The sequence below is a fragment of the Leptospira sanjuanensis genome, from assembly GCF_022267325.1.
In the GTDB taxonomy this organism is placed as follows: Bacteria; Spirochaetota; Leptospiria; order Leptospirales; family Leptospiraceae; genus Leptospira; species Leptospira sanjuanensis.
In genome coordinates this window covers 1-24,635 of sequence record NZ_JAIZBG010000001.1, presented here as the reverse complement: position 1 = coordinate 24,635, position 24,635 = coordinate 1, and the positions used below count along the sequence as shown (strand labels likewise).

At 43.0% G+C, this 24,635-nt stretch carries 22 protein-coding genes; 4 read left to right on the top strand and 18 right to left on the bottom strand.

The features are described from left to right. Nucleotides 1–31: 31 nt before the first annotated feature. Both LFX25_RS00110 and fliG read right to left on the bottom strand, forming a co-directional pair. Nucleotides 32–2,275 carry an adenylate/guanylate cyclase domain-containing protein gene (locus tag LFX25_RS00110; RefSeq protein WP_238728293.1) on the bottom strand — a complete coding sequence of 748 codons (2,244 nt, stop codon included), beginning with the start codon at nt 2,273–2,275 and terminating at the stop codon, nt 32–34. Nucleotides 2,276–2,347: 72 nt separating this feature from the next. Then, complete coding sequence (fliG, locus tag LFX25_RS00105; protein ID WP_069605674.1) at nt 2,348–3,361, bottom strand: flagellar motor switch protein FliG; 1,014 nt, start codon at nt 3,359–3,361, stop codon at nt 2,348–2,350. 256 nt (nt 3,362–3,617) lie between these two features. Between fliG and LFX25_RS00100 the strand changes: the two genes are divergently transcribed. Continuing rightward, nucleotides 3,618–3,974 carry an arsenate reductase family protein gene (locus LFX25_RS00100; protein ID WP_238728292.1) on the top strand — a complete coding sequence of 119 codons (357 nt, stop codon included), beginning with the start codon at nt 3,618–3,620 and terminating at the stop codon, nt 3,972–3,974. On the opposite strand, the gene LFX25_RS00095 is transcribed toward LFX25_RS00100, so the two are convergent. From LFX25_RS00095 to LFX25_RS00075, 5 genes are all read right to left on the bottom strand, one after another. Further along, complete coding sequence (locus LFX25_RS00095; RefSeq protein WP_238728291.1) at nt 3,975–5,654, bottom strand: FG-GAP and VCBS repeat-containing protein; 1,680 nt, start codon at nt 5,652–5,654, stop codon at nt 3,975–3,977. 182 nt (nt 5,655–5,836) lie between these two features. Further along, the gene (locus LFX25_RS00090; RefSeq protein ID WP_238728290.1) at nt 5,837–6,445 is read right to left on the bottom strand and encodes an L-threonylcarbamoyladenylate synthase; all 609 of its coding nucleotides are present in this window, start codon (nt 6,443–6,445) and stop codon (nt 5,837–5,839) included. A gap of 15 nt (nt 6,446–6,460) precedes the next feature. Next, nucleotides 6,461–7,204, bottom strand: a complete 744-nt coding sequence (locus LFX25_RS00085) for an SDR family NAD(P)-dependent oxidoreductase (RefSeq protein WP_118954490.1) — start codon at nt 7,202–7,204, stop codon at nt 6,461–6,463. Between the two features lie 4 nt (nt 7,205–7,208). Beyond that, nucleotides 7,209–7,700 carry a hypothetical protein gene (locus LFX25_RS00080; RefSeq protein ID WP_406600464.1) on the bottom strand — a complete coding sequence of 164 codons (492 nt, stop codon included), beginning with the start codon at nt 7,698–7,700 and terminating at the stop codon, nt 7,209–7,211. A gap of 13 nt (nt 7,701–7,713) precedes the next feature. Then, nucleotides 7,714–8,610 carry a hypothetical protein gene (locus LFX25_RS00075; RefSeq protein WP_238728289.1) on the bottom strand — a complete coding sequence of 299 codons (897 nt, stop codon included), beginning with the start codon at nt 8,608–8,610 and terminating at the stop codon, nt 7,714–7,716. Between the two features lie 60 nt (nt 8,611–8,670). Here LFX25_RS00075 and LFX25_RS00070 point away from each other — a divergent pair, with 60 nt between their 5' ends. Next, entirely contained in the window at nt 8,671–9,234 is a 564-nt protein-coding gene (locus LFX25_RS00070) for a nucleoside triphosphate pyrophosphatase (RefSeq protein ID WP_238728288.1), read from the top strand. Here LFX25_RS00070 and LFX25_RS00065 read toward each other — a convergent pair. Further along, nucleotides 9,225–9,440, bottom strand: a complete 216-nt coding sequence (locus LFX25_RS00065) for a hypothetical protein (RefSeq protein WP_238728287.1) — start codon at nt 9,438–9,440, stop codon at nt 9,225–9,227. The genes LFX25_RS00070 and LFX25_RS00065 overlap by 10 nt on opposite strands. A gap of 86 nt (nt 9,441–9,526) precedes the next feature. On the opposite strand from LFX25_RS00065, the gene holA reads away from it, so the two are divergent. After that, complete coding sequence (holA, locus tag LFX25_RS00060) at nt 9,527–10,615, top strand: DNA polymerase III subunit delta (RefSeq protein ID WP_238728286.1); 1,089 nt, start codon at nt 9,527–9,529, stop codon at nt 10,613–10,615. Here holA and LFX25_RS00055 read toward each other — a convergent pair. Both LFX25_RS00055 and LFX25_RS00050 read right to left on the bottom strand, forming a co-directional pair. Next, complete coding sequence (locus LFX25_RS00055) at nt 10,557–11,450, bottom strand: helix-turn-helix domain-containing protein (protein ID WP_238728285.1); 894 nt, start codon at nt 11,448–11,450, stop codon at nt 10,557–10,559. The genes holA and LFX25_RS00055 overlap by 59 nt on opposite strands. Before the next feature lie 15 nt (nt 11,451–11,465). Then, complete coding sequence (locus LFX25_RS00050) at nt 11,466–13,022, bottom strand: LIC10012 family protein (RefSeq protein WP_238728284.1); 1,557 nt, start codon at nt 13,020–13,022, stop codon at nt 11,466–11,468. Between the two features lie 138 nt (nt 13,023–13,160). Here LFX25_RS00050 and LFX25_RS00045 point away from each other — a divergent pair, with 138 nt between their 5' ends. Beyond that, nucleotides 13,161–13,724 carry a lipoprotein LipL21 gene (locus LFX25_RS00045; RefSeq protein ID WP_118954498.1) on the top strand — a complete coding sequence of 188 codons (564 nt, stop codon included), beginning with the start codon at nt 13,161–13,163 and terminating at the stop codon, nt 13,722–13,724. 141 nt (nt 13,725–13,865) lie between these two features. On the opposite strand, the gene lenA is transcribed toward LFX25_RS00045, so the two are convergent. From lenA to dnaA, 8 genes are all read right to left on the bottom strand, one after another. Further along, nucleotides 13,866–14,603 carry a lipoprotein LenA gene (lenA, locus tag LFX25_RS00040; protein WP_238728283.1) on the bottom strand — a complete coding sequence of 246 codons (738 nt, stop codon included), beginning with the start codon at nt 14,601–14,603 and terminating at the stop codon, nt 13,866–13,868. 233 nt (nt 14,604–14,836) lie between these two features. Further along, entirely contained in the window at nt 14,837–15,793 is a 957-nt protein-coding gene (gene dusB, locus LFX25_RS00035) for a tRNA dihydrouridine synthase DusB (RefSeq protein WP_238728282.1), read from the bottom strand. Between the two features lie 4 nt (nt 15,794–15,797). Next, nucleotides 15,798–18,302: a DNA gyrase subunit A gene (gene gyrA, locus LFX25_RS00030; RefSeq protein WP_238728281.1), complete on the bottom strand. Its 2,505-nt coding sequence runs from the start codon at nt 18,300–18,302 to the stop codon at nt 15,798–15,800. 18 nt (nt 18,303–18,320) lie between these two features. Next, nucleotides 18,321–20,246, bottom strand: coding sequence for a DNA topoisomerase (ATP-hydrolyzing) subunit B (gene gyrB, locus LFX25_RS00025; protein WP_238728280.1), 1,926 nt, complete (start codon nt 20,244–20,246; stop codon nt 18,321–18,323). A gap of 65 nt (nt 20,247–20,311) precedes the next feature. Beyond that, nucleotides 20,312–20,776 (bottom strand): DciA family protein, encoded by a 465-nt coding sequence (locus LFX25_RS00020; RefSeq protein ID WP_238728279.1) that lies wholly within the window; start codon nt 20,774–20,776, stop codon nt 20,312–20,314. Continuing rightward, a complete protein-coding gene (recF, locus tag LFX25_RS00015) occupies nt 20,773–21,870 on the bottom strand; it encodes a DNA replication/repair protein RecF (RefSeq protein WP_238728278.1) in 1,098 nt (365 codons plus the stop codon). Before recF ends, LFX25_RS00020 begins: the two co-directional genes overlap by 4 nt. Nucleotides 21,871–21,873: 3 nt before the next feature. Beyond that, nucleotides 21,874–22,995 carry a DNA polymerase III subunit beta gene (dnaN, locus tag LFX25_RS00010; protein WP_238728277.1) on the bottom strand — a complete coding sequence of 374 codons (1,122 nt, stop codon included), beginning with the start codon at nt 22,993–22,995 and terminating at the stop codon, nt 21,874–21,876. 308 nt (nt 22,996–23,303) lie between these two features. Then, on the bottom strand, nt 23,304–24,635 hold a 1,332-nt coding region (gene dnaA, locus LFX25_RS00005), incomplete at its 5' end, for a chromosomal replication initiator protein DnaA (RefSeq protein ID WP_238728276.1).

Genomic DNA, 24,635 nt, shown 5'->3' with positions numbered 1-24,635 from the left:
AAATTCATAAAGTCGTTTCGAATCGGAGCTTTTATTTTGTTTGAAAACGGAAAATTCCGTCCCAATTTTCTTCCGGCGGTTTCGAAGAATACAGCTTACAACGCTTTAGATAAATCTTAGAAAGGTTGTCTCTTGCTTCTTCTCTGTAGAGTTGTTTAAAGATTTTAGAAGCTTCGTTGAACTTACCGGACTTGTATTCCGAGATTCCCTGCGATAAAAGATCGGACGTTTTCAATTTGAATTCCTTGATATCATCCGGATCGGATTCAAACACTTCGTAAATATCGACGGGCTGATTTCTTCCCTTTACAAAGACCGTGTCGATCATTCGAATTCCGACCTCGCTCATTCGGTGAAGCTGCAAATACGTGTGATGAGAAATGAGAATTCTACTTTGATATAAGGACGTAAGAGATTGAAGCCTGGACGCAAGATTGACCGCGTCCCCGATCACGGTCGTGTCGATTCTTCGTTCGCTTCCCACCGTTCCTAAAATCAAGGAACCTGTATTGATACCGACTCCGATTTCCAAATTCCAAGGAGAAGGAATCGAAAAAATTTCCAACATCCTTCCGGATTGAACCGCATTGACCATCTTGATCGCCGACTCGACTGCATTGTCAGCGGAATTGAAATTCTCCTTTTCCACTCTTTCGTTGTAATCGGCAAAGAGCGCGAGAACTGCATCGCCTACATATTTATCCACAAAGCCGGCGGTTTGATAAACCAGATCTTCCATTTGGGAAAGATAAGAATTTAAGAATGCGATTGTCTGACTCGGTCGAATCGCTTCGGAAATGCTCGTAAAATTTCGAATATCCGAAAACAAAACGGTCATCGACTTTTCCTTGTTATCTCCGATCGCGATCGACACGGGCGATTCCTTATCGAGTATTCGGATAAAATCCGCGGGAACAAACCGATAGAACGCATCCTTTTGATTCGATAATTCTTTGTTGAGGAGCTGCGCGTCTTTATAGAGCTGAATATATCTCGAAACAAGAATGCTGATGATCGTGATGATAAAAAGAGAATAGGCGATCTTAAAGAAAGGATAATGAAGTCCGATTATCTTAAAGATCGAATCGAGCAAATCCCAAACCGCAAAAACGATACAAGCCGCAATTCCGGCCAACATCTTCTTCGCGTCCTGTTTTTCTCTTCTTACGGTTTGAATCGAGAAGTAGAGAATATAAAACAAAAAGAAGATCATCGAAACCTGACAGACCTTCAACGCGATATGAGTCCACGAAAACGGAGAAGCCAAAATCCCTAAAAACAATCCGATGGAAAGTATCACGAATGCAAGAGGAACAATCCCGACCTTTTCCTTCGGATAAAAATATTCCTTTAGAAAGTAATAAAAAGAGGGGAGAATCAACGTCAAAGAAGCGTATTCCACCCTAAAGAACAAAGAACTGTTCATATCGGAATTCGAGTTCACGAATTTTTGAAAGATCAAGTTCGAGGAAGAAAAGAAATACACGGAGGAAACGAACGAGAACAATCCGAAGTACAGATAATACAAATCCTGTCTTCGGGTTATATAGAAAAGTATATGATAGATTCCGAATATAAAATAGATTCCGTATAAAAAGACTTCGAAATATTCGGATGTGGATTCGTAGATTTGCTGAAACGAGGAGATTCGATAACCGCTAGCGTGATAAAACCCGAAATGATCGTTTTGGATGTAGGGCGTTAGATTCGATTCCCCGATGAGATAGATTAGGATCGTATTCTTTCCTTCCTTCAAGGTTCCGGATGGAATCGGTAAAGTCACCGACTTTAGGGATCTTCGAATTGCCGGTGTCAAATCCTCAGTTTGTTCAGGGTGTTCCGGAAATCGTTCCTTTCGGATCAAAACTCCGTTCAAATATAACTCCCAATTTTCTCCGATATCGGGAAAATAAATCGCAGCCGGAAGTTTTAAATACTGCGATCCGGTATGAATGGGAAAGTCGATTTTAACCGTTGCATCGTGAAATCCGGATTGTTCGGGAATGCCGAACAGAGAATTTAATCCGGCTGGAAAGCTTGAAATCGTTTTCCAATCCTCGGAGACGCTTGGTTCGCGTTCTTTGTTCTTTCTTTTCGTTTGTGGATTGAAAACGGAAGAATTCGATTTTTCTAATTTAGTTTTGAGATGATTGCCGAGACTCGCTTTCCATTCGGCTTGTGTAAGATCCAAAACTTCCGGATCGGAATCGGGCGCGCAGGAAATACAAATCGCTAAAATCGACGCGGTTAAAATGAGGTTTAAGATCCGGATCATGCAATCAAGATTCCATTCAAAAGATTCAGAAGAGAAGGAAATTTCTTTCCAAAACGGAAAATTAGATCACGATCACATGACGAGTTCGTCTTCACCGGCGCGAGCGACGACGATTTCACCCGCGTCTTCCAGTTTACGGATGATGTTTACGATCTTCTGCTGTGCGTCTTCCACGTCCTTGATACGAATTGGACCCATAAAGTCCATATCTTCCCGAAGCAGGTTGGCCGCACGTTTAGACATGTTTTTGAAGATTTTTTCCTGAACTTCGGTATCGACCGACTTGAGGGCTTTCGCGAGATCGGAGTTATCCACTTCCCGCATGACTTTCTGAATCGCACGGTCGTCCAAAAGAACGATATCTTCGAATACGAACATCCGTTTTTTGATCTCTTCCGCAAGCTCGGGATCTTCTTCTTCCAGAGCTTCGATGATCGTCTTTTCCGTTCCCCGGTCGACTAAGTTCAAAATCTCGACGACTGAATCGATACCACCGGCGGATGTATAATCTTCGGACGCCAAGGTCGAAAGTTTTCTTTCAAGAACCCGTTCCACTTCTCGAAGTACGTCCGGACTGACCCGGTCCATCGTAGCGATCCGTTTTGCAACTTCTGCCTGAATCGTGTGCGGTAAATTCGAAAGAATGTTCGATGCCTTTTGCGGGTCCAAATAGGAAAGAATCAAGGCGATCGTCTGAGGGTGTTCGTTCTGGATAAAGTTTAATAAGTGCTGCGGGTCCGTTCTACGAATAAAGTCGAACGGCCTTACTTGCAATGAAGAAGTGAGTCGGTTGATGATATCGATCGCTTTCTGATTTCCGAGGGCCTTTTCCAAAAGACCTCTCGCAAAGTCGATACCTCCGTTCGAGATGAATTCCTGAGCCATCATCAGCTCGTTGAATTCTACTAAGACTTTTTCTTTGTCTTCCGGAGTGATCTTGTCGAGACGCGCGATTTCGAACGTGATCTGTTCGATTTCGTCTTCTCGGAGGTGTTTGAAAATCTCGGAAGATACTTCGCTTCCGACCGCGATCAAAAAGATCGCCGCCTTCTGTCTTCCGGTAAGGTTTGTCTTTTTATTCAGCACGCCCGAGTCTACCTGTAAGAATCCTATCGGTTTAAATCGAGCATTTCAACGAAAAGATTTTTCGACAAAAGGAAGAATTTTGCGCATTCATAAACGCAATCCGCTCGATCAAAAGAGGAGATTCGGTCGATTCGAAAATCGGTATCGGATGAATCCGTGCTTTACTGCAAAACGGGATTCTCCCTTGCCCATAAAAATCGTTGGAAAACTTGACCTCCGCATACGATCAAAGAGGCTCGATTTTGGAGAAACCATCTTGAAACTCAAAGTTTATCAGTATCAAAACTGCGGCACTTGCCGCAATGCTCTCAAATTTCTTTCCGGGAAAAAGGTTGAATTGGAAGTTCTTCCGATTCGTGAAACTCCTCCGAAAAAAAACGAACTCAAAACGATGTTGAAATACGTAGGCAACGAATCGAAAAAACTCTTCAACACTTCCGGCGGAGATTACAAAGAAATGGGACTCAAGGACAAACTCGGTTCCATGTCCGTCGATGAACAATTGGAACTTCTTTCCAAAAACGGAAACTTAGTAAAACGTCCTTTTGTTCTCGGAGACGGTTTCGGCTTTGTGGGTTTTAAAGAGGAAGAATGGAAAAAACAAATTAAGTAGTTATAAATCCACCGAACTTCCGAATGTTCCCGTGCCATCCGGATCGGTCATCGTTTGAGGAACGCTCGTATATCCGGTCACGCCCTCAGAAAAATAGAGATATACGTTTCCGACGTTCGTCCCTCCAACGGAACTCGGCGCACCGAGCAACGCATCGCTAAAACCGTCCCCGTCAATATCCGCCGATCCGATCGCCATTCCCATTTCACCCAAGTTCACGGAATTCGTTAAGGAGTTCAAAGAAGTCGAACTGATTCCGCCGATGTTCATGGATAAAAAAGTCAAAACAATCCCTTGATTGGGAAAAGCGCCCGTATATGTATAACCGCCTCCGAAGAGATCCAAGAATCCATCGCCGTTGATGTCACCGGTCCCTACAGATGTTCCAGTCGCAGAAGCGGCAACGCCGACGATGGGACTGTTCATGACGTTGGAAAGAATTCCTACGTTGGAACTATAAATATAAATTTTTCCGGGCGAACCGGCAAAGCTCGGTTCTTGATACGCGCCGACGATCATATCGGAAAGACCGTCGCGGTTGATATCCGTTGCAAAAATGGAATTCGCGTACCACTGATTCGATGTCGTTCCCGGAAATGTTTGAGAGTAAGTCGTATAATTGTTTCCTTGGGAAAGATATACGAAACTGGCCCCAAGCTGCGACGAACCGACAGCAGCGATCATCGCATCGGCTCGACCATCTCCATCCACATCGCCGAGCGAGACCGCATAACCGTAAAATTGCGTGCTTCCTGCAACGGCCGGATTGTTCAATTGCTGTTGAAAGGAAACGCCTTGCCCTATGATCCCGTTGGATAAAAACGTATAAACGTTTCCGATATTCCCCGCATTGTACGGCGAACCGACGACCAAATCGGAAAAGCCGTCCCCGTTGATATCGCCGACCGTTAAATTAAGAATTCCGTTTCCAACCGTCGTCGGACTGGTGCTTGTCGTGGAAAGACCCGGGGCGGATGCACCTTTGGAAAGATATAATGCAAAGTTGGAGCCGGCGCCTGCGGCCGCGGCATCCGCATATCCGTCTCCGTCAAAATCACCGAGCACGACGGAATAACCGAGTCCGCTCGCGCTGTTGATGGTAGTAACTGCGGAACTTAAACCGCGGTTCTTTCCGAGAGAAAGATAAGCTCGTACTCTGTTTGCAGCTTGCGAACCGATCAATGCGTCCGGATATCCATCTCCGTCTATATCTTTATTGTTTCCTTTCTGAACCGAAATGGAAACCGGCAAAGAGGTATTCGAACCTAAAACCGAGCGAGCCGAGATCGTATGCAAACTCCAATCTTTCCAAACTCCCGTAGAAGGAATTGTGGACGGAACTCCGGCCGCGGGAAGTTGAAATTTCCATTGTGTGCCGGAGATCTGCGCGTCTAAGAACGGACCGCCATCCAAAGAAACCTGAACTCCCGACATACTCGCATTCATTTCTCCGATCAAGAATCCAGTGTTCAAAAGCGATTTGGAACTCAGATTCAAAATTTTCGGTTGAGGCAAACCGATCTGCGCCCCGCAAACGCTTGCGTTTCCGGAAACGATCACATTTAAAAACAAGGTTTTATAAAAGAGAGAACCGCTTATATCGCAAGCGTTCTCCATGGATTTGACGGAACAATGATAGAAGAACGGAAGAGCGCAGAGAAGATAAAAAAATCGGTTCATGAAAATGCGCTCACCAAAGTTGATTCATCCATATTATCGGATGTCGTATTAAAAACAGACGAAACTCTTGCGACTTTCTATACTTTTTTCAGTTTTTGATTTCGGGAAAATACTTTTGGAAAGAATTTTTTTCTTAAAACGGGGTTGAATGAAGAACCGGTTTATCAGCGGATCAAAACGGATTACAAAAGTTCGGCGCCTTTCCCTTCCCGGAGGATCGTCATTTGGTCTCCGGTGACGTCCAAGATCGTCGATAATTCGACTTCCACAATTCCACCGTCAATGATCGCTTCTACGCGGGAACCGTAAATGTCCTCAAGCGATTCCACTTCGATGATAAACTCGTCATTTGCGAAAACGGACGTAGAAGTCAAAGGATTCGGATGAATCTTCATCAATTCTTGTAAATAGACCGCATCCGGAATTCGAATTCCGATTTGTTTTTCCTTCTGATTGGAAAAGGAAACACGGGGAAGATGTTTGTTTGCCCGCGTGATAAACGTAAACGGACCGGGGGTGATTTTTTTCATCAAACGAAAAGCGTCATTCGGCAAATATTCGATGTAATTCGAAGCCACGGAGATATTCGGACAAATCAGAGAGAGAGGCTGGTTTTTCGGGATATTCTTCAGATCATATAATTTTTCGACGCCCGTCTTGGATTGCGAATCGGCGACGAGCGCGTAAACCGTATCTGTCGGGAAGATATAAACCTTTCCCTCCAACAGTTTGTCCGAAATCTGTTGGAGTTTTCTTTTTTCCGGATTGATCGGGTGCAGGGAAAGAATCATGAATATTAGACTGCTTCAAAGCCCGGCGGTGATTCCCCCGTCGACGACGATTGTTTGTCCGGTAACATACGCAGAAGCGTCGCTCGCAAAATAAATCGCGGCTCCGACCAGATCCTCCGGTTTTCCGAGCCTTCCCATCGGGATCGCGTTCAACATTTGTTCCATTACATCGGGTTTTTCTTTAATCATCTCGGTCATATCCGTGTCGATAAAACCCGGACAAATCGCATTCACACGATAACCGGAGCCGATCCACTCGACCGCAAGCGCGCGCGTCATATTGATCACTGCGCCTTTCGTTCCGGAATATACCGAAGCGAATTTGGTTCCTCTCATTCCTAGAATAGATGCAATATTGATAATATTCCCGCCCTTTTTTTTATGAATCTTGTAGTAAGCCGCACAAGCTCGAAACACGCCGGTAAAGTTGGTTTGAATGATGGATTCGATCTCGTCTTCTTTTAAAAAGGCGGCGGGTTTATTGGATGCGATCCCGGCGTTATTCACCAACACGTCAAGTTTGCCGTGTTCTTTTACGATCGATTCGATGATCGGAGCCATCACATCCGGTTGACGAATATCGGCCGCAAACCCTTTGATTCCGGAGCCTTCGAATTTTTTGATGGATTCTTCCGAAGAACCGGTTCCGTAAACGATCGCTCCCGCATTTTTAAAACCTTCCGCGAAATGTCTTCCGATCCCGCGAGTGGATCCGGTTACGAGAACCGTTTTGCCTTTAACGTTGAATAAATCGCTCAATGGATCACTCCTGATTGTAGTTTGGTTTTACCGGATAACAAGGCCGGATTTCTTCGATGGATTCGCCGCCGTTTTCAATCGATGGTTTTTTTCCCCGTTCCGTATCGAACGTACGGATGAGTTTCCGGGAATCGATTCGAATATTTTTTCCGAAGTCCGAACTTGTGTCCTTTGTTTTTTCTTTTTTAGGTTTTTTTTCCGAATACGGATCGAAGATTTCAGTTCCTTTTTCCTCTTTTTCGATCGTGAGATCGTCGACGAGAACGTCCCGATTGACGTAATGCGTTCCGTCGCTTTCATACGTGTTGTGTAACGGATCACAATCGAACATATCGATCTTGGTGATGATCTTATCGCAGAACAGAAGATATTCCTTACAGAAATATTGGAACGCGGATTCTTTAACTCGATCGAAACTTCCTCTTCGACAGGAAGAGAACGTAAAAAGAATCAACAGAAGTACCGGAATTTTATTAAAGCGCGAAAGAATCATCATGACCGTTGCAATATTAAGGTTTTGTTTTATTCGGAGCGGCTGGATTTTGGGGAGAATCGGAATTTTTCGACTCATTCTCCTTTTGCAGTTTTCCTGCGGAAATGCCCAATCTCCATTCGTAGGATTTGAGTGTTTTTACTCTGTCCTTTTTTCTTTCTTCTTCCGCTTCGGAATTCAATCGTCCTTCCGCGTCGTCCCAGTAAATCAATTCTTCCGATTTGAGATAATCCGTATCGAGAATCCTGTTTTTGGAAATCTTATCGGAAAGTGAAAGCGTAGAATCTTCGCTTTTTCCCAAAAGAATTTTAGCCTGATATAAAGCCAGAAGCGATTGTTTTTGATAGTAAAGCGCCGCTGTTCGTTCTCCCTTTTCCAACTCTTTTGTAGAGGTTTTGGAAGTTTCCCCGAAACGAACATAATATTTTTCTAATACGGGAAGAATCGCACGATTTTTGTTTTTTCCGTCCAATCGAATCGTTACGATTTGAGGAGCCAATTCCTGACCGAGTTGAATCGTTCTATTTTCGTAATCCTTGCGAATTGTTTCTTCCAAAGGAACGATCGTTTTAAAGATGTTTTCAAACGCGGTGGTAGCATTTCCATATTCAGCTTTGATGTACAAAGTTTCTGCCTGACCGTAGTCGGAAGCAAGTTTATCCAAATCCTGCTTTTTACCGAAGTTCAAGAGAGAAATGCGGATTCCTTTCAAACCGAGATACGCTTTTTTTCGAATCGATTCGAGCTTTCCGGTTTCAATCAATTCTCGATCGGATTGAATCTTTTGTTTGTCTTTCGGATCTTTCGTTTCAATCGAAGCGGTTTGCGCAAAAATCGAAATGTTACAAGTAAGAACGGTTAGAAATAATGCGAATCCGAGTTTCATCCGGGAAGTAAGCCGATTCTTTTTCATCCTTACCAATATCGACAGGAAAACGGGTGCAAAGCAAGGCTTTTCTCAAACTGTGGATCTATGATCGTTCTCAGATCCAGGTCCCCGCGTAGAAAATATGTCCTGGAATCTTTGGATCTTGATTTTAGGGTCGAACCGGAGGACGTGGATGAAACCGCGTTCGAAGGCGAAAGTCCTCTCGAATATCTCAAACGAATCTCATTGGCAAAGTTAGGAACTCGTTCCGAAAACGAGCTTTTGATTTCCTGCGATACGATCGTCGTTCAAAACAATCGAATTCTCCAGAAACCCGAAAACGTTTCCGAAGCGATGGAAATGCTCGGAAGACTTTCCGGCAAATCGCATCTGGTTTATTCGGGTTTAGGAATTTACGATCGAGGACTTGAACAATTCGCGTTCGATTCTTCCCGAGTTCAATTTCATACTTGGAACAACGATCAAATCCGAAACTACATCCAAACGTATTCTCCGTTTGATAAGGCAGGAAGTTACGGGGTTCAAGATAAGGAAGGACCGGTTTTCGGTTTTGAAGGATCGTATACGAACATCCTCGGTTTTCCGATCCGAATGTTCTTTCAATACCACGAGCTTTGGAAGAAATATTTAAAAGGAAATCACGCGTAAAAGTCGATCAAACTTCCGCGGGTTGTGGGCTGATCGACTTTCGGCGGAGAAGCGAGATTCTTTCCTGGAAAACTACGGTCTGCTACGAAATCCTCTCGACGCACCGGTTCCACGGCCTGCACTTTTCCACCCATACGAGCCGGGCTGACGTACGTCAAAGCCTCGTTCGGAAAAGAAATCCTCTGGACTCCGGAACTGATATTCATATTCTAATCTTCGGAGAATCGATCCGACAGCTTAATCGATTCTTCGGATTTTTTAGAGAACCGAAACGATTTCCGACTTTAACAGAATGGCGACCAAAACCAAAGAATATAAAAATTCCATAGAATTCCTGCACGAATTTTCGAAAGCGTTGCCGCAGATCGTTTTCGTCGCAGCGAAAGAATCCTATGAGTTCGAAATTCTTGCGGAGAAATATAAGGAAACGATCCGTAAAACGGGCGAACCGTTCGAGATCGTAATTTTCGTTTCCGAGCCGGGCGACTTTGAACGATTTCAATCCGAAGCGTTCAACTTGGATATGTTTTCGAACCGGAAATTATTCATCATCAAATCGGGATTGGAATTTTTTAAACCGATCTCCGGCGGTAAAGGAAAGAACAACGAATCGCTTCAAAAACAATTTTCGAACTTTCCGGATTCGATCCAACTTTTGGTTCACTACAACCACTGGGAAGTTCCGAGCAAGGTTCTGCAGATCTTCGGTGGAAAAGCGAATCTGATTAAAACGAAAAATTTTTATCCGAACGAAACTCGAGGCGGCTTATTACAGGCTTGTAAGGAAATCGGAGTTCAACTCGACGAAGACGCAATGGACGAGTTTCTTCATAAAATTCCTCCTTCTATGGGCGCGTATCTCCAATCTCTTTCCAAACTCAAACTCTATCTCGTAAAAAAAACCTTCACCAAACAGGACGTAGAAGACGTTTTATTATTCAGCGGAGAATTCAATTCTTCCGGGCTTGTGGATTTTTTTATGGAATCCGATCGGATTCGTTTTTTCAAAGAATTGAGAAAATTTCAAAGCGGGAAAGATTCGTTACTGCTGTTTTTTATGCTCTTAAAGGAAAGAATCGATCAGCTCCGCAAATACAAAATCATTTCGAAAAAGTACGAATCGACTCTTTCGGACGAAGAATTTTACGAATACCTCGATATTCAATCCTACAGTCCCGCAAGGAAGAATTTCGTACGGAATCGTCTTCGAAAAGAAGCGACTTTCTTTTCCGATAAGATCATCGGAGAACTTTATGATTTTATGATAGAGATGAACATCCGAATCAAGACCGGTTCGGAAAAGGAAGGGGCGGAATTTTATTTCAATCGACGGATGGAGGATTTTTTCCTTCAGCTTCGCCGGAAAGACCGAATTCTATAATCTTTCTGTAAATCGTCCTTTCCGAAATCCCGAGAATTCTTGCGGCCTTTTCACGGTTTCCGTTAACAAGGATAAGATTCTTTTTGATGATTTCCCGTTCGTAATCCCTCAAAGGAATTCCCGTTTTGACTTCGATGAACTCGGGATAAACATAGGAGGTTTCGAACATTTGCGGCGGAAGATGTTTTACGTCCAGAACCCGGACCGCAAACAAAGAAACCATACTTTCCAAAAGATTCTTCAATTGGCGAACGTTTCCCGGAAAATCGTAGTTTAGTAAAAGCTGAACTAGTTTTTCACTGAGACGAACTTCCTTCCGTTTGTATTTTTCGGAAAGAGTTTCGAGAAAGTGTTTAATCAAAAGGGGAATGTCCTCTTTTCGTTCCCGCAGATCGGGAAGATCCAAACGAAAATTGGAAATTTCAAAGTAGAGGGATTCGAGGATTTGTCCCGCATCCAGTTTCTGTTTCCATTCTTTGCCGGACAGGAAGATAAAGCGCGAATTGGATCGGTTTTCACGCAGTCGCTTTAGCAAAAATGCCTGAAGTTCTTTCGGGAAATCGTGGAGGTCTTTTAAAACGAAGTAAGTGTTTTGATCGTCGGAAAGAATCGAATTCAACGCAGCTTCGGTTTCAACGCTTTCGCAATCGAAAACGACAACTTTTGGATTTTCACCGGATAGATTCGCGATCAAAGAAGAAACAAAGGTTTTACCGCTGCCCGGACCTCCCGTTACAAAGAGGGGCATTTTATTCTGAGACAACGACTTGAGTCGATTCAAGATCTTAATCGAATTCGAAGCATTGCTGATAAAAATGTGTTCTTCGGAATCCATGATCCTACAAAAAGTTTATAATCCTTTGACCTGGAGAACTTTACCTCGGACTATACAATCGAAAGAACTTTTATTCGTATTCTGAAAATAATTTCTTACTTGAATCGGCGTACATTCCAGAATTTGAGAGGGAGAAGTCTTATACGTTTCGGTTAGATTCGCAACGTTCGAAACTCCGTCTACGGAACCTCCTGATGGAACATAAGTCGTCAGATATGCGATCTGTTCGTCGACCTGCGGCGCCTTTAATCCCATCGGCAACGAAATCCAAAACGCTTTTTCCCCCGATTTTACCAAAACTTCGGCGCCGCCTTCGCTCTTAGATTCATCCTTAAACACAGCTTGGGAAAGCAAAAAGGAAAGATTGTCCTGCAAAGGTTCTGCAGCGAGAATTTTCTCTCCGGTCAGATCGGAATAGATTTCGGTAAAATTCAAAGGGTTGATCGATTCGGATTCCGCATATTTACCCGAATACGAAACCTTATTCAAAGAAGATTCTGCGACCGTTTGACTCGATGTTACGTCCGCATATGTATAGTAGATCTGTCTTCCCCGGAAAAGCAGGGTTTTGGAATCCTTTGCGGTACTGACGCGTCGGAAGTACGTAATATCGAAGAAATTTCCTTTCGATAGAATTCCTTTGTAAAACTGAGTTTGCATAACCGAAAAATAGGGAGCGGTGAATACCTTGATTCCGTAACCTGAGGATTGTAGGTCTTGAATTGCGGACGACAATGTAGGATTCGGAATTTTTCCTTTTGCATTCGTTAATATGATTATGTCGTGAACGCCTTGAAATTTATTTCCAGACTGCAATAATGTTCTTCGCACACTCAAAAGCGCTTCGGATAGATCTTCCAAGCTGGTTTTTCCGAATGATTTTAAACCTGCAATTTGAGAGCGAAGGTCGTTCAATGATGTCGCTTTCGGAAGAATCGAAACTTTTCCTTCTCCGAACGTAACGATCCGAATTCCGGTCATCGAATCCCAAGACGCGTTTTTTATAAACTGAATCAGTTCCTCTCTTTCTCTTTGAAACGAAGGGGAAAGATCGATTACGAAAATAAATTCTTTTGAAATTTGTTTAGACGAAGAATTCGAAATTTGCCTTTTTTTAGCGGGAATCCAGGGAAAGGAGCGTTCCGTCATGGATCGCATTAAATAGAAAAGATCGTTTTTTTCCGTAAGATGAAGTTCATCCAATTGCTTTTGTGCACAATTGTAGACGACGCGATCCAAAGAGATATTGTTTTGGAAAGCAATTTCATCCCGAACTAAAAAGTCCGCACGGATCTCGGAACAAACTCTATAGAAGTCTTCTTTACCGAAACGAGCGTTTCTAAATTTGTTAAAAATTTCCTTATCCGGTATTCTTTCCGTCGTATCAACCTTTGCTCGCAAAAGCAAGTTTGCGTAAAACGCGCCAAATTTGGAAATTTCTTGCGATCTGTCGTCGATTCTTTCCAAAGTCGCCGGCAAATTTCCGTCCACCTTACCCGGAAGGAAAATTATACTCGTGGAGAAGAGCGGTTGAGTCACGAAACATAGAAAAAAAAATAAATTTCTGAACATGGATGACTTAGTGCGTCGCAAATCGGTTTTATAATTTAATATGAGAATTCCTCGATTCAAAGCAACTCATTAAAAAATGAGTTGCATAAACTCCGTGAAGTATTAGTTTTTTTCATTTAGTAGATCAAGGAGAAAATAATGATCAATAGACTTATCGCTCTATCTGTAGCAACTATGATTTTTGCAGCTTGCTCCAGCACTGACACCGGACAAAAAGACGCAACTTCTGTAGGTGATGGTGGTTGGACATTCGAAGGATGGGGTGGACCTCCAGAACAAAGAAACGACGGAAAAACACCAAGAGATACTAATCCAAAAGACTGGTACTATATTAAATTTTCCTCCAGAGCATCCGCTAAAGCTGTAGCTAAGAAAAGCCAGGCTATGATGCAATCAACCTGCCGCGAAGCTTCCAGACTTCAAGGTGCGTCTGACGTTGTGAAAAAGATGGTTGGTGAAACCGTAGAAGCAGCTTCCGGAGTATCCGATGGTGAAGCAACTGCATCCGTAATCGTTTCTCAATCTCAAGGTGTTGTAAAAGGAGTTGGGGTTTACGAGTGTAAAGCAACGGGTTCCGGATCCGATCCAAAAGACATTTCTAAAGACAACTGGGAAGAATGTCAGTGCGTAATTTACGCAAAATTTCCTGGTGGAAAAGACGCTCTCGTTGCGAAAGCACAAGAGGTTTCCAACAAACAATAATAAGCTGAGTTATAAAAAGCTTATTTTGCTTACAAACCCCGCCTCAACAGCGGGGTTTTTTATTTCTTGGTGAAGGATCTAGCAAAAATCAGAAACGTTTCATTGAGGTTTTTCTGAAACCTCAATCGGCAGAAGGTTTAATTACTGAAGAACGATCCCGAACTTTGCGGCAAGGGTGTTCACATCCGCGTTGAATTCATCCTGTTTTAACGCTGCCTTTTTCAAAGATTCAGTCGCAACTTGGATGATCTTATTCTTTTCCTCGTCCGAAACGGAGTTATATCTGGAAAGCTCCTGGCTGGATTTTTTCAGAAGTTTAACCGTTTCTCCCAAAAGAGCGTCCTTGCTTAAAGAAGCGGATACCGTTTTGATCCAAACGTCGTAGTAATTGCTTAGCTTATCTTCCGTCAAAATGGAATCGTAACAAGTCACTTTGGAAAATTCTCCGATGACTTCCTGTTCCAAACAATACATTCCTCGTTTTAGCTTGCCTTTCGTATTTGCCGTAATAGTCGGTTTTACAAATGCGTCATCCGAGTCGTTCAGAACGAAATAAACGTTTTCGGAGAAATTCTTAACGGGCGCATACCCTTCTTTGTTTTCTACGGTTTTGACTTTGATGAATGTTACGGTGGACGTTCCTTTCTTCGTTGCGACTTCAGCATCGACGGTTTCCAAACCGGTTACTTCTTCCATTCCGTAAACAAGACTGACTTGATCTTCCTTTTTATCCGAACCAGGGACTTTATAAATCCACTGATCGAAATTCGCAAATCGGGTTCCTAAGATTTGCGCTTCCTGCTTCTTTTCTTCCTTTTTACATCCGATCATGATCAGCAATGCAAAAGAAAGAAGTAAGAAGAACTTTATTTGTTTCATACAGCGTTTCTCCGTTTCTCGAAGTTTTTAAGCTCGCGGAGAATTTAGTCAAGAAGAATGTTCGCTCCCCTGCGTTAAGAGATCCATGCGGGGTCACGTTATTTCTGAATAGGAAAAGCAGCAACGATCGGTCGAAACAATAACTTGACCTCTGCGATTCGACCCGCAGAGAGATTGCCGAGTTTACGGAGAGCCCGGCCGCGAAGCGGCAACGCCCTTCTTTTTGCGATGACTTACACGCCAATAAATGCGTTGCGTCTTTTGTCGGAAAGTAGAACGTCTTCGAAACGATTCCATTCCTTAAGTTCCAGCAATTCGGATTTCCAGGAAGGATTGAATTCAAGACCGGATAAATATTTCACGAGATGTTTTCGAAATAGAACAAGACCGAATTCTTCTCCGAAGTCTTCGACCATCCAACCGAGGTGTTTTAAAATCACGGCGGAGATTTCGTTCCAGGACAAATCTTCTTTTTTGATTTCGGAAAAAATCCAAGGATTCCCGATCGCGTTTCTTCCGATCAAAACTCCGTCGACACCGTATTCTTTGATTTTAAAATTCGCTTCCTCGAAACTTTTGATGTCTCCGTTTCCGAAAACGGGAATCTTTACGTTCGTTTTTACTTCGGCGATCGCATTCCAATCCGCCAAACCGGTATAAGCCATTTCTTTTGTACGGCCGTGAACCGTTAGCGCATCCGCTCCCGATTCTTGGAGAATTTTTGCGACTTCCACGTAATTGCGATTTTCGGAATCCCAGCCGATTCGAATCTTTGCGGTGACCGGAACGCTCACGCGTTTTTTCATCGCTTCGATGATCTTTCCGGCTAACACGGGTCTACGAAGAAGTCCCGCGCCTGCTCCTCGCAGAGAAACTTTACGAGTGGAACAACCCATATTCAAATCGATGATGTCCGGCCGTAATTCTTGGATGATTTCAGCGGCTTCGGCGATGATCTCCAAACGATTGCCGAAAATTTGAAACGTAACCGGACGTTCCTCCGGATCAAAACGAAACATCTTCAGCGCCTTCGGTGCGCGGTGAACGATTTCGTCCGTATTTACGAATTCCGTATAAGAGAATGCAGCGCCGAATTCTCTACAGATTTTGCGCGTCGGAGAATCGGAAATTCCCGCCATGGGAGAAAGAGAAATTCTCCCCGGGATCGAGACGTTTCCGACTTGAATCATAGGATTAACTTTCTCCGAGAACCGTAAAATCTTGCACCTTATCGTTGTCCTTCAAGTCCACGATCCGTACGCCGACAGCGGTTCTACCTAATTTAGAAATATCGAATGCGTTGATTCGGATGGTCATTCCTTGTTGAGTAATCAGGATGATTTCGTCTTCGCTTCCGACGGAACCGGTTCCAACCGAGAATCCGTTTTTATCGGTAACTTTGAGATAGGCCATTCCCTTACCGCCTCTTCCTTTTGCGGCGAACTCTTCGAAGCCGAGCCGTTTTCCGTAACCTTCTTCGGAGACGACGAAAATATCCTCTCCTTCTTTGAACTTGCTAAGCCCTACGATCGCGTCGTCTTCCGAGAGTCTCATACCGGTAACGCCGCTTGCGGTTCTTCCCTGCGCTCGAATGCTATTCCCTTCGATACGAAGCGCCAATCCTTTTCTGGAGAAGATCATAACTTCGTCCTTGTCTTCGATCGCTTCCACTTTGATCAAGTCATCTCCGTCCCTGAGTCCGATCGCGATAATGCCGGATTTTTTTACGTTGGAAAACTCTTTCAGCTGAATTCGTTTAATAAAACCGCGTCTTGTGACGAGAAGAAGATCCTTTTCCATATCCTCTTCGCGGAATGTAAACACGGAAGAAACGTATTCATCTTCTCTCAGATTGATGATCGCTTTGAGCGATTTTCCACGCGCTTCTTTGGACGCGATCGGCAACTCATAAGCTTTCATCACGTAAACTTTTCCGATATTCGAAAAGAACATGATGCTATCGTGAGTCATCGCGGCCTTCATGATTTTAATGACGTCGTCTCGTTTTTGAGAAAGGCCTTGGATTCCCTTTCCGCCGCGTTTTTGCCGTTTGAACGTATCGATCGGAAGACGTTTGATGAACTGATCGTACGTGATTTGTATTACGATTTCTTCGTCCGCTATCAAGTCTTCCGCGTTAAACGAAGAACTTTCGATACTTTCAATGGAGATTTCGGTTTTTCTTTTGTTTCCGTATTTATCGCCGACTTCTTGCAGTTCGGTGCAAACGATTTCGTTTACGCGAGAAGGTTTCGCGAGAATATCCTTTAAGTCCACGATCAATGCTCTTACTTCTTCCAATTCGTCGATGATCTTTTGAACTTCGAGAGATGTAAGTCTTTGCAATCTCATTTCCAAGATCGCGTCCGATTGAACTTCGGAAAGACTGAATCGGATCATCAATTGTTGTTTCGCTTCCGGCGGATTTTTGGAAGCGCGAATTACCTTGATCACTTCTTCGATATTTTCGAGAGCGATCTTCAATCCTTCCAAAATATGAGCGCGTTTTTCCGCTTTATCAAGATCGAATTGAGTTCTTCTTACGATTACTTCTCGTCGGTGTGCTGCGTAAGCAGTTAAGATTTCTTTAATATTAAAAATCTTAGGTTTGTTATCAAGAATCGCGAGCATCGTGATTCCGTAACTCACCTGAAGTTGGGTCATCTTATAAAGCTGATTGAGAATGACCTGAGCATTTGCGTCTTTTTTAATATGAATTTCGACTCGAATCCCTTTCCGATCCGAAAGATCCAGAATTTCGGAAATTCCTTCGATCTGTTTTTCGTTAACAAGATCACCGATTTTTTCCAGAAGAACTTTCTTGTTTACCTGATACGGAATTTCGGTGACTACGATCACTTCTCTTCCGTTTTTCTTCTCTTCTATCTCAACTTTGGAGCGGATTCGAATGGAACCTTTTCCGGTCGTATAGGCGGAAATCAAACCTTCTCCGCCGATGATGATTCCGGAAGTCGGGAAGTCAGGGCCGGGAATGATTTTCAAAATTTCTGGAATCGTAATTTCCGGATTACGAATCACCGCGATCACCGCGTCGATCGTCTCCTTCAGATTGTGCGGAGGAATATTCGTCGCCATTCCCACCGCGATTCCGGAAGAACCGTTTACGAGTAGGTTCGGAAAGTTTGCGGGAAGAACATCCGGCTGCTGTTTCGTATCATCATAGTTAGGCGAGAAGCTTACCGTTTCCTTTTCGATGTCGCGTAATAATTCTTCCGCAACCTTTTCTAATCGAGCTTCCGTATATCGGTAAGCCGCCGGGTTATCACCGTCGATCGAACCGAAGTTTCCTTGTCCGTCGATCAAAGGAACGCGCAAAGAAAAATCCTGCACCATTCTTACAAGGGCTTCGTAAACCGAAGCGTCCCCGTGCGGGTGGTAGTTACCGATCACTTCCCCCACGATCTTAGCGCACTTAACGTAAGGACGATCGCTTCTCCATGCGCGTTCGTTCATTGCGTGAAGAATTCTTCTGTGAACCGGTTTTAAACCGTCTCTCACGTCTGGGAGCGCACGGCCGACGATCACGGACATCGCATATCCGAGATATGCTTCTTTCATTTGATCTTCGATTTCTACGGGAATAACACGTACGCCGTTTTTCAACGCATCAGCGATATCTGGTTTTCCGGCGATATTATAACTCAGGACTTTTGTTTCGTTTTCCATCTCTTGACTCATTTCGAAATTCCCTTCGGATCAAAGATCCAAGTTTGCGACTTTAGCCGCATTGACTTCGATGAACTGCTTTCTCGGTTGAACTTCGTCGCCCATCAGAATGTTGAACGTCTCTTCCGCTTCCACGAAATCATCCAACTTTACTTTCAGTACGACCCGATTGGAAGGATCCATCGTAGTTTCCCAGAGTTGTTCCGGATTCATTTCACCGAGACCTTTGTATCGCTGAATGACTACCTTTTCCGTTCCGACCGTTTTTAATAATTCCTCTTTTTCTTTATCCGAGTAAACGTAAGTCGAATTCTTACCGTGTTTGATCAGATATAAAGGCGGCTGCGCTACATAGAGATACCCCTTTTCGATCACAGGACGCATATAACGGAAAAAGAATGTAAGTAGAAGCGTGCGAATGTGTGATCCGTCGATATCCGCGTCGGTCATAATCATGATTTTATGATAACGGATTTTATCGATGTTGAATTCGTCCTCGCCGATTCCCGTTCCCAAAGCGGAAACCAAGACTCGAATTTCTTCACTGGAAAGAATCTTGTCCAATCTCGCTTTTTCTACGTTGAGAATTTTTCCTTTGAGAGGAAGAATCGCCTGTGTGTTTCGATCTCTTCCTTGTTTAGCGGAACCGCCTGCGGAATCACCCTCGACCAGATAAATCTCCGAAAGAGCGGGATCTTTTTCGGAACAATCCGCAAGTTTACCGGGAAGCCCTCCTCCTTCGAGAACCGTTTTTCTTCGGGTCAAGTCCCGCGCTTTACGAGCGGCTTCTCTTGCCTTTGCGGAAAGAATACATTTTTCTAATATCTTTTTTGTGATGTTCGGATTTTCCTCAAAGAACAAAGTCAAACCTTCCGAACTCAAGGTTTGCATAATCCCTTTGATCTCCGCGTTTACCAGCTTCTCTTTCGTCTGAGAATTGAACTGAGGCTGAGGAATCTTAATCGAGATAACCGCGGTTAAACCTTCCTTTACGTCCTCGCCCGAAAGACCGGTCGGGTGCTTTTTGGAAAGAACCGTATCTTTTTTTAAGAAGTCGTTTAACGTTCTCGTGAGCGCTGCGCGAAATCCTTCTAGGTGGGTTCCACCCAGGTTATTGTTGATGTTATTGGTAAAACAGAATATGTTTTCGGTATAAGTTTCGGAATATTGAATCGAGATTTCGGCCAAAACATCGTCTTTATTTCGTTCAAAGTGAATGACCTTGTGCATCGGATGTTTGTTTTCGTTGATATGTTCCACGAAAGAAACGATCCCGCCGGAAAACTGAAATTCGTTCCGTAATAAATTCTCCCCTTCGGAACCGCGTCTGCGGTCTTCCACGATCAAAACCAATCCTTTATTCAAAAATGCTAATTCTCTGAACCGCGCGGAAAGAACGTCGAATTGAAAATCGACCGTGGTAAAAATGGAAGAATCCGGCTTAAAGCGGACGATCGTTCCTCTTTCCGAAGATTCTCCTTTTGCTTCTACGGGAGAAACGGGAACTCCTTTCTCGTATTTCTGGGTATAAAATTTTCCTTTCTGATGAACTTCGACTTCCAGATATTCGGAAAGTGCGTTTACGACGGAAACCCCTACCCCGTGCAAACCTCCGGAAACTTTATAAGCGTCGTTTTCAAACTTACCGCCCGCGTGAAGGATGGTCATAACGACTTCGATCGTAGATATTTTTTTATCGGGGTGAATATCGACGGGAATTCCCCGGCCGTTATCCTTAACCTCGATGATGTTATCCGGTAAGATGCTGATTCTAATTTCGGTACAATGTCCGGCCATCGCTTCGTCGACGGAGTTATCGACTACCTCGTAGACCATTTTGTGAAGTCCGGTTTCATCCTGGGTTCCGATATACATCCCCGGACGCTTTCTAACAGCTTCTAGACCTTCTAAAATTTTGATCTGACCGGCGCTGTAGCTTGCTTCTTCTTGGCTCATTATTTTCGGACCTCAGGAATAGTTTTCCTGAAATCCATACGGAGGCAAGGAAATTCATCGAGTTATCAAAGATATTGAAGAATCTCTAAGTAGCGTTTTTTAACTTCCGGATCGGTTTCTTTTTCAAGAATGGCGATTAAATCTTCTTTGCCTTCCAAGCCTTTTTTTTCCTTGGTTTCTACGGAAGAAGAAGGATAAGAAGCGCTCAGTTTACCAATGGAAATTTCGATCGAACGAACCGTTCCTTTACCGAGGAATCGCGCCGACTCTCTTAGAATACGATTCTGCAAAAAAAGTAATTCTTGTTTATAAGCGTTATGGGAAACGAGAATTCTCAACTTACCGAATTGGATCGAATTGACTTCGGAGTGAGCGGCAAAGACCGGACCTACGATTTCTTTCCAACGATTACGAAGCGTGTGAAGGGAAATCTTTTCCTGAAGATTCTCCTCCGTGATTCCCATCTGATTTAAGATGGAACGGAATTCCGACGTTTCGATTTTTTTGGATGAAATGAGGTCGTCTTTCATTCGATGGGTTGAACCGTTCCTTGACGGATCATAAAGATCTGCTTTTGATCTTCAAGTTTACCGACATAATCTTGAATTCCTTCCAAATCCGTGGTCGTAAAAAAAGCTTGGCCCGCATTGATTACAAGATCCACGAAATATTCCCTACGTTTTACGTCGAGTTCCCGAATTACGTCGTCGATGAGTAAAACCGGAGTCGTATTTAGAACGTTTTTATAATAATTGAACGTGGCCGCTTTTAAAGCAATTACCGTACTTCTTTTCTGACCTTGTGAACCGAACTCGGTGATGTCGCGATCCGCCGTGCCTATAAAAAGATCGTCTCGATGAATTCCTACCGAGGTATAACCCAAACGAAGATCTCTTCCGAGATTGCGTCCGATTTTTTCGGAGAACTCGGCTTCGTCTCGCACGTTCGGTTTGTATGTAAGTTCCAAACCGTCCCGTCCGCCGCTCAGTTTATCCAGATTCGTCTGATAATACGAATTCAATTCGCCAACGATCTCTTTCCGTTTATTCAAAATCAGAACGCCTTTTTCGATCAGCTTTCTATCCCAGATGGACAAATGAGAAGCGTCGGAAGTTCCCGTTTTCAAAAGAGCGTTTCTGTGTTTTAAGATTTTATTATATTCAAGGAGGGAATCGAGATAATACGGATCGAATGAGGATATAAAAGCGTCGATGAATTTTCTTCTTTCCGCCGGACCGCCTTCTATGATTTTCAAATCCATCGGAGTCAACAAAACGGTGATAAATTTACCGATCAGATCGGTTCTTTTTTTGACTTCTTCCTGATTGAATTTTAATTTCCGTTTAACGCTCGGTTTTACTGTAAATCCGATTTCTAAAACGGATTCCTTTTGATTTTCCTTGATTTTTCCTCTAAGAAAATAATTCTCAGAACCCCATCGAATCAGATTGGAATCTTCGGACTCGCGAAAACTTTTCAGCCACGACAACATACAAATGGCTTCGAGAAGATTCGTTTTTCCTTCTCCGTTATCGCCCACAAAAAAAATAAGCCTGGAATCGAAATCCAGGCTCAGTTCTTCGTGACTTCTAAAATTTTGAAGCGTGAGATGTTTTAAAAACATTCCTTACAACTTCATCGGCATAATCACCGAAATAAATTCCGGATCGGAAGGATCTTTGAAAATCACGGGAGAACTTGAATCGGAGAATTCGATTTTCACCTCGTTGTCGTCGATGGAACGGAAAATATCCATGAGGTATTCTCCTTTGAATGCGATCGTAACTTCGTCGCCGGAATATTCGATCGGTTTATTGATGCTCGCTTCCGAAGCGCCGAGTGTTTGAGCGAACAAGTTCAAATTGTTTTTACTGAATGTCAACCTTACTTGACGAGAAGGTTCTTCCGCGGCGGTTAAAACTTGTCTCAGAGAAACTTGAAATTCTTCCTTATTGATGCTTGTGGAGAATTTCGTACTTTTTGGAATAACTTGTTCGTAATTCGGAAAGTTTCCTTCGATCAGCTTACATAACAATTCTATGTTATTTGCGGAAGCGTAAATTTGACTGTCGATCAAACCGATGTTGCCGGTTTCGGAGGTCGCTATCATTTTGGAAATTTCACGGATCGCTTTTGCAGGAACGATGATGGAATCCTTGAACTGCAAAGGAGAGGGAAGATTTCTTTCGATTTTGCAAAGTCTTCTTCCGTCCGTTCCAACGAAGATCAATTTATTTCCGTCGGGAATCATATAAAGACCGTTAAAGATAAATCTTTGATCCTCGTGCGCGATCGCATAAGATGTTTTGCGGATCATGTCGTTTATCAAATTACTCGGAAAGGAAGACACTTGAGAAGGATTCACTTTCGAAATCGTTTTGATTTCTTCCGCATCCATTCCGCTGATTTTTGATTTATAGTCGTTTTTACCGGATGCGTCCGTGATATAAGCAATCGAAGAGTCACCGTCGGATTCTTCCAAAGATAGAGTGGTTTCCTCGAAGTGAATCGTTTTGAAAAAACTTGAAAGTTGTTTAGCAGGTAACGAAATACTTCCTGCTTGCATCACTTCGGCAGGCACGGATGTTTTAATCGAAATTTCAAGATCGGTCGCGGAAAGGAATACTTCCTTACCTTCGGCTTCTATTTTAAGATTTGATAATACAGATTTTATTTCTCTCGCGGAGATTACACCTTCCACTGCGTGAATCGCTTTTAAGAATTCCGATGTATTGACTTTGATTTTCAATTTGTCTCTCCTAGATTCTTTCTTAATTAAATAGATTTTTATTATTGTACAGTAGTAGGAGTAGTACCTGTAAATATGTACATAAATTTCTATTCCTAAAGAATACGGAAATATGTCTCATTTTTTTTGAAAAGAGAATTTTCTTTTCAGACATAATTCTTGTTCATTTTCTTCTATGAAGCGACAGTAATTTTGCATTATGTCTTATTTACAGATTTATTGATCTTTTTCTTCGATATTTTTATGGTTTATGAACAGTTTATTTACAGTAAATAAAACTGACAATGAACCGTAAAAAGAATTCGGTCTTACTGAAGTTTATATTTGGAGCTGATGCGCTCCACTAAAAACCGCATTTCCTTATTGTTGGAAAGAAGTTCCTCGGCTTTGCGGACACCGTGAATCACGGTCGTATGTTGTGTTTGGAACAATCTTCCGACCTGCGATTTATTCACCTTAAAGATACTGTGCAACAAGTAAAAGCAGATATGGCGCGGAACGATAAGTTCCTTCTTTCTGCTTTTACCCATAATTTCGGCGGCGTTCAAATTGAATTCTTTTGCGACAGATTCAATGATTCGATCGTGGGAAAACTCCACGTTCTTCTTCCGATACAAACGGTTTTTTACGATTTCCTTAACCTTATCCAAGTTAAGGAAAAGAAGAGAATAGGATTTTTTATAAAGATAAATATCGTTGAGAGCACCGAGAAGAAGTCTCGTATCTTCTTCGATTTGATCCGCTAAAAAATCGAGAATATCCTCGCTCAAACCGAGATCCATAATCTTAGAATGATGACTTACGATTCCTTTTCGAATCTCACGATCCGGATATTGAATGTCAGCTTGAACCCCGGTTACAAATCTGGATTTTAATCTTTCATGGATTGCAAGCTCGGAACTCGGGCGATCGGATGCGATCACGATTTGTCTCTTTCTTTCAAAAAGAAAGTTGAACAAAGCGAAGAATTCATCCTGCGTTTTCTCCGCATTTGTGGAAAGAAGTTGAATATCATCTACGAGAAGACAGTTGTAAGACTGGTATTTCATCTTAAAACTTTCAATGAGTTCCCTCGATTGAAGTGCAAATCGGAACTCGTTCATAAAGGATGAGATGTCAACGTAACAAACCGTTTTCCAAGGATCCTTCTTTACAAGTTCCGAACCGATCGCGTGAAGTAAATGAGTCTTACCGACTCCGACGCTTCCGAACAAATACAAAGGATTGATTTCGGCGGGTTTGCGCACACATTCTTTAGCCGCTGTGAAAGCGAGGCGATTACAATCGCCTACGATAAACGTTTCGAAAGTATAATCCGGATTGAATTGAAAGTCTTTTTGATCGAAAGATTTTTCCAGAATCGTTTGAAGCGGAGAAGCGGCCTTTGTTTCGATTAGAATCTCTACGGGAATCTTATCACCGCAAGCTTCCAAGATCGCGTTTTCAATGATGTTTTGATATTTTCTTTCGACGTGTGTTTTGATCGTCGCAGAAGGAGCGATGATCGTACATTTTTCTGAGTTAAGCGTCTCTAATTTAAGAGTATCGATGAAGCGTTCATAGTATTGAGGAGAGATTTTTTTAGATACTTCCTCCAAAATTTTGTTCCAAACAAGGTTCAACGCTTCCTCCAAAAATAA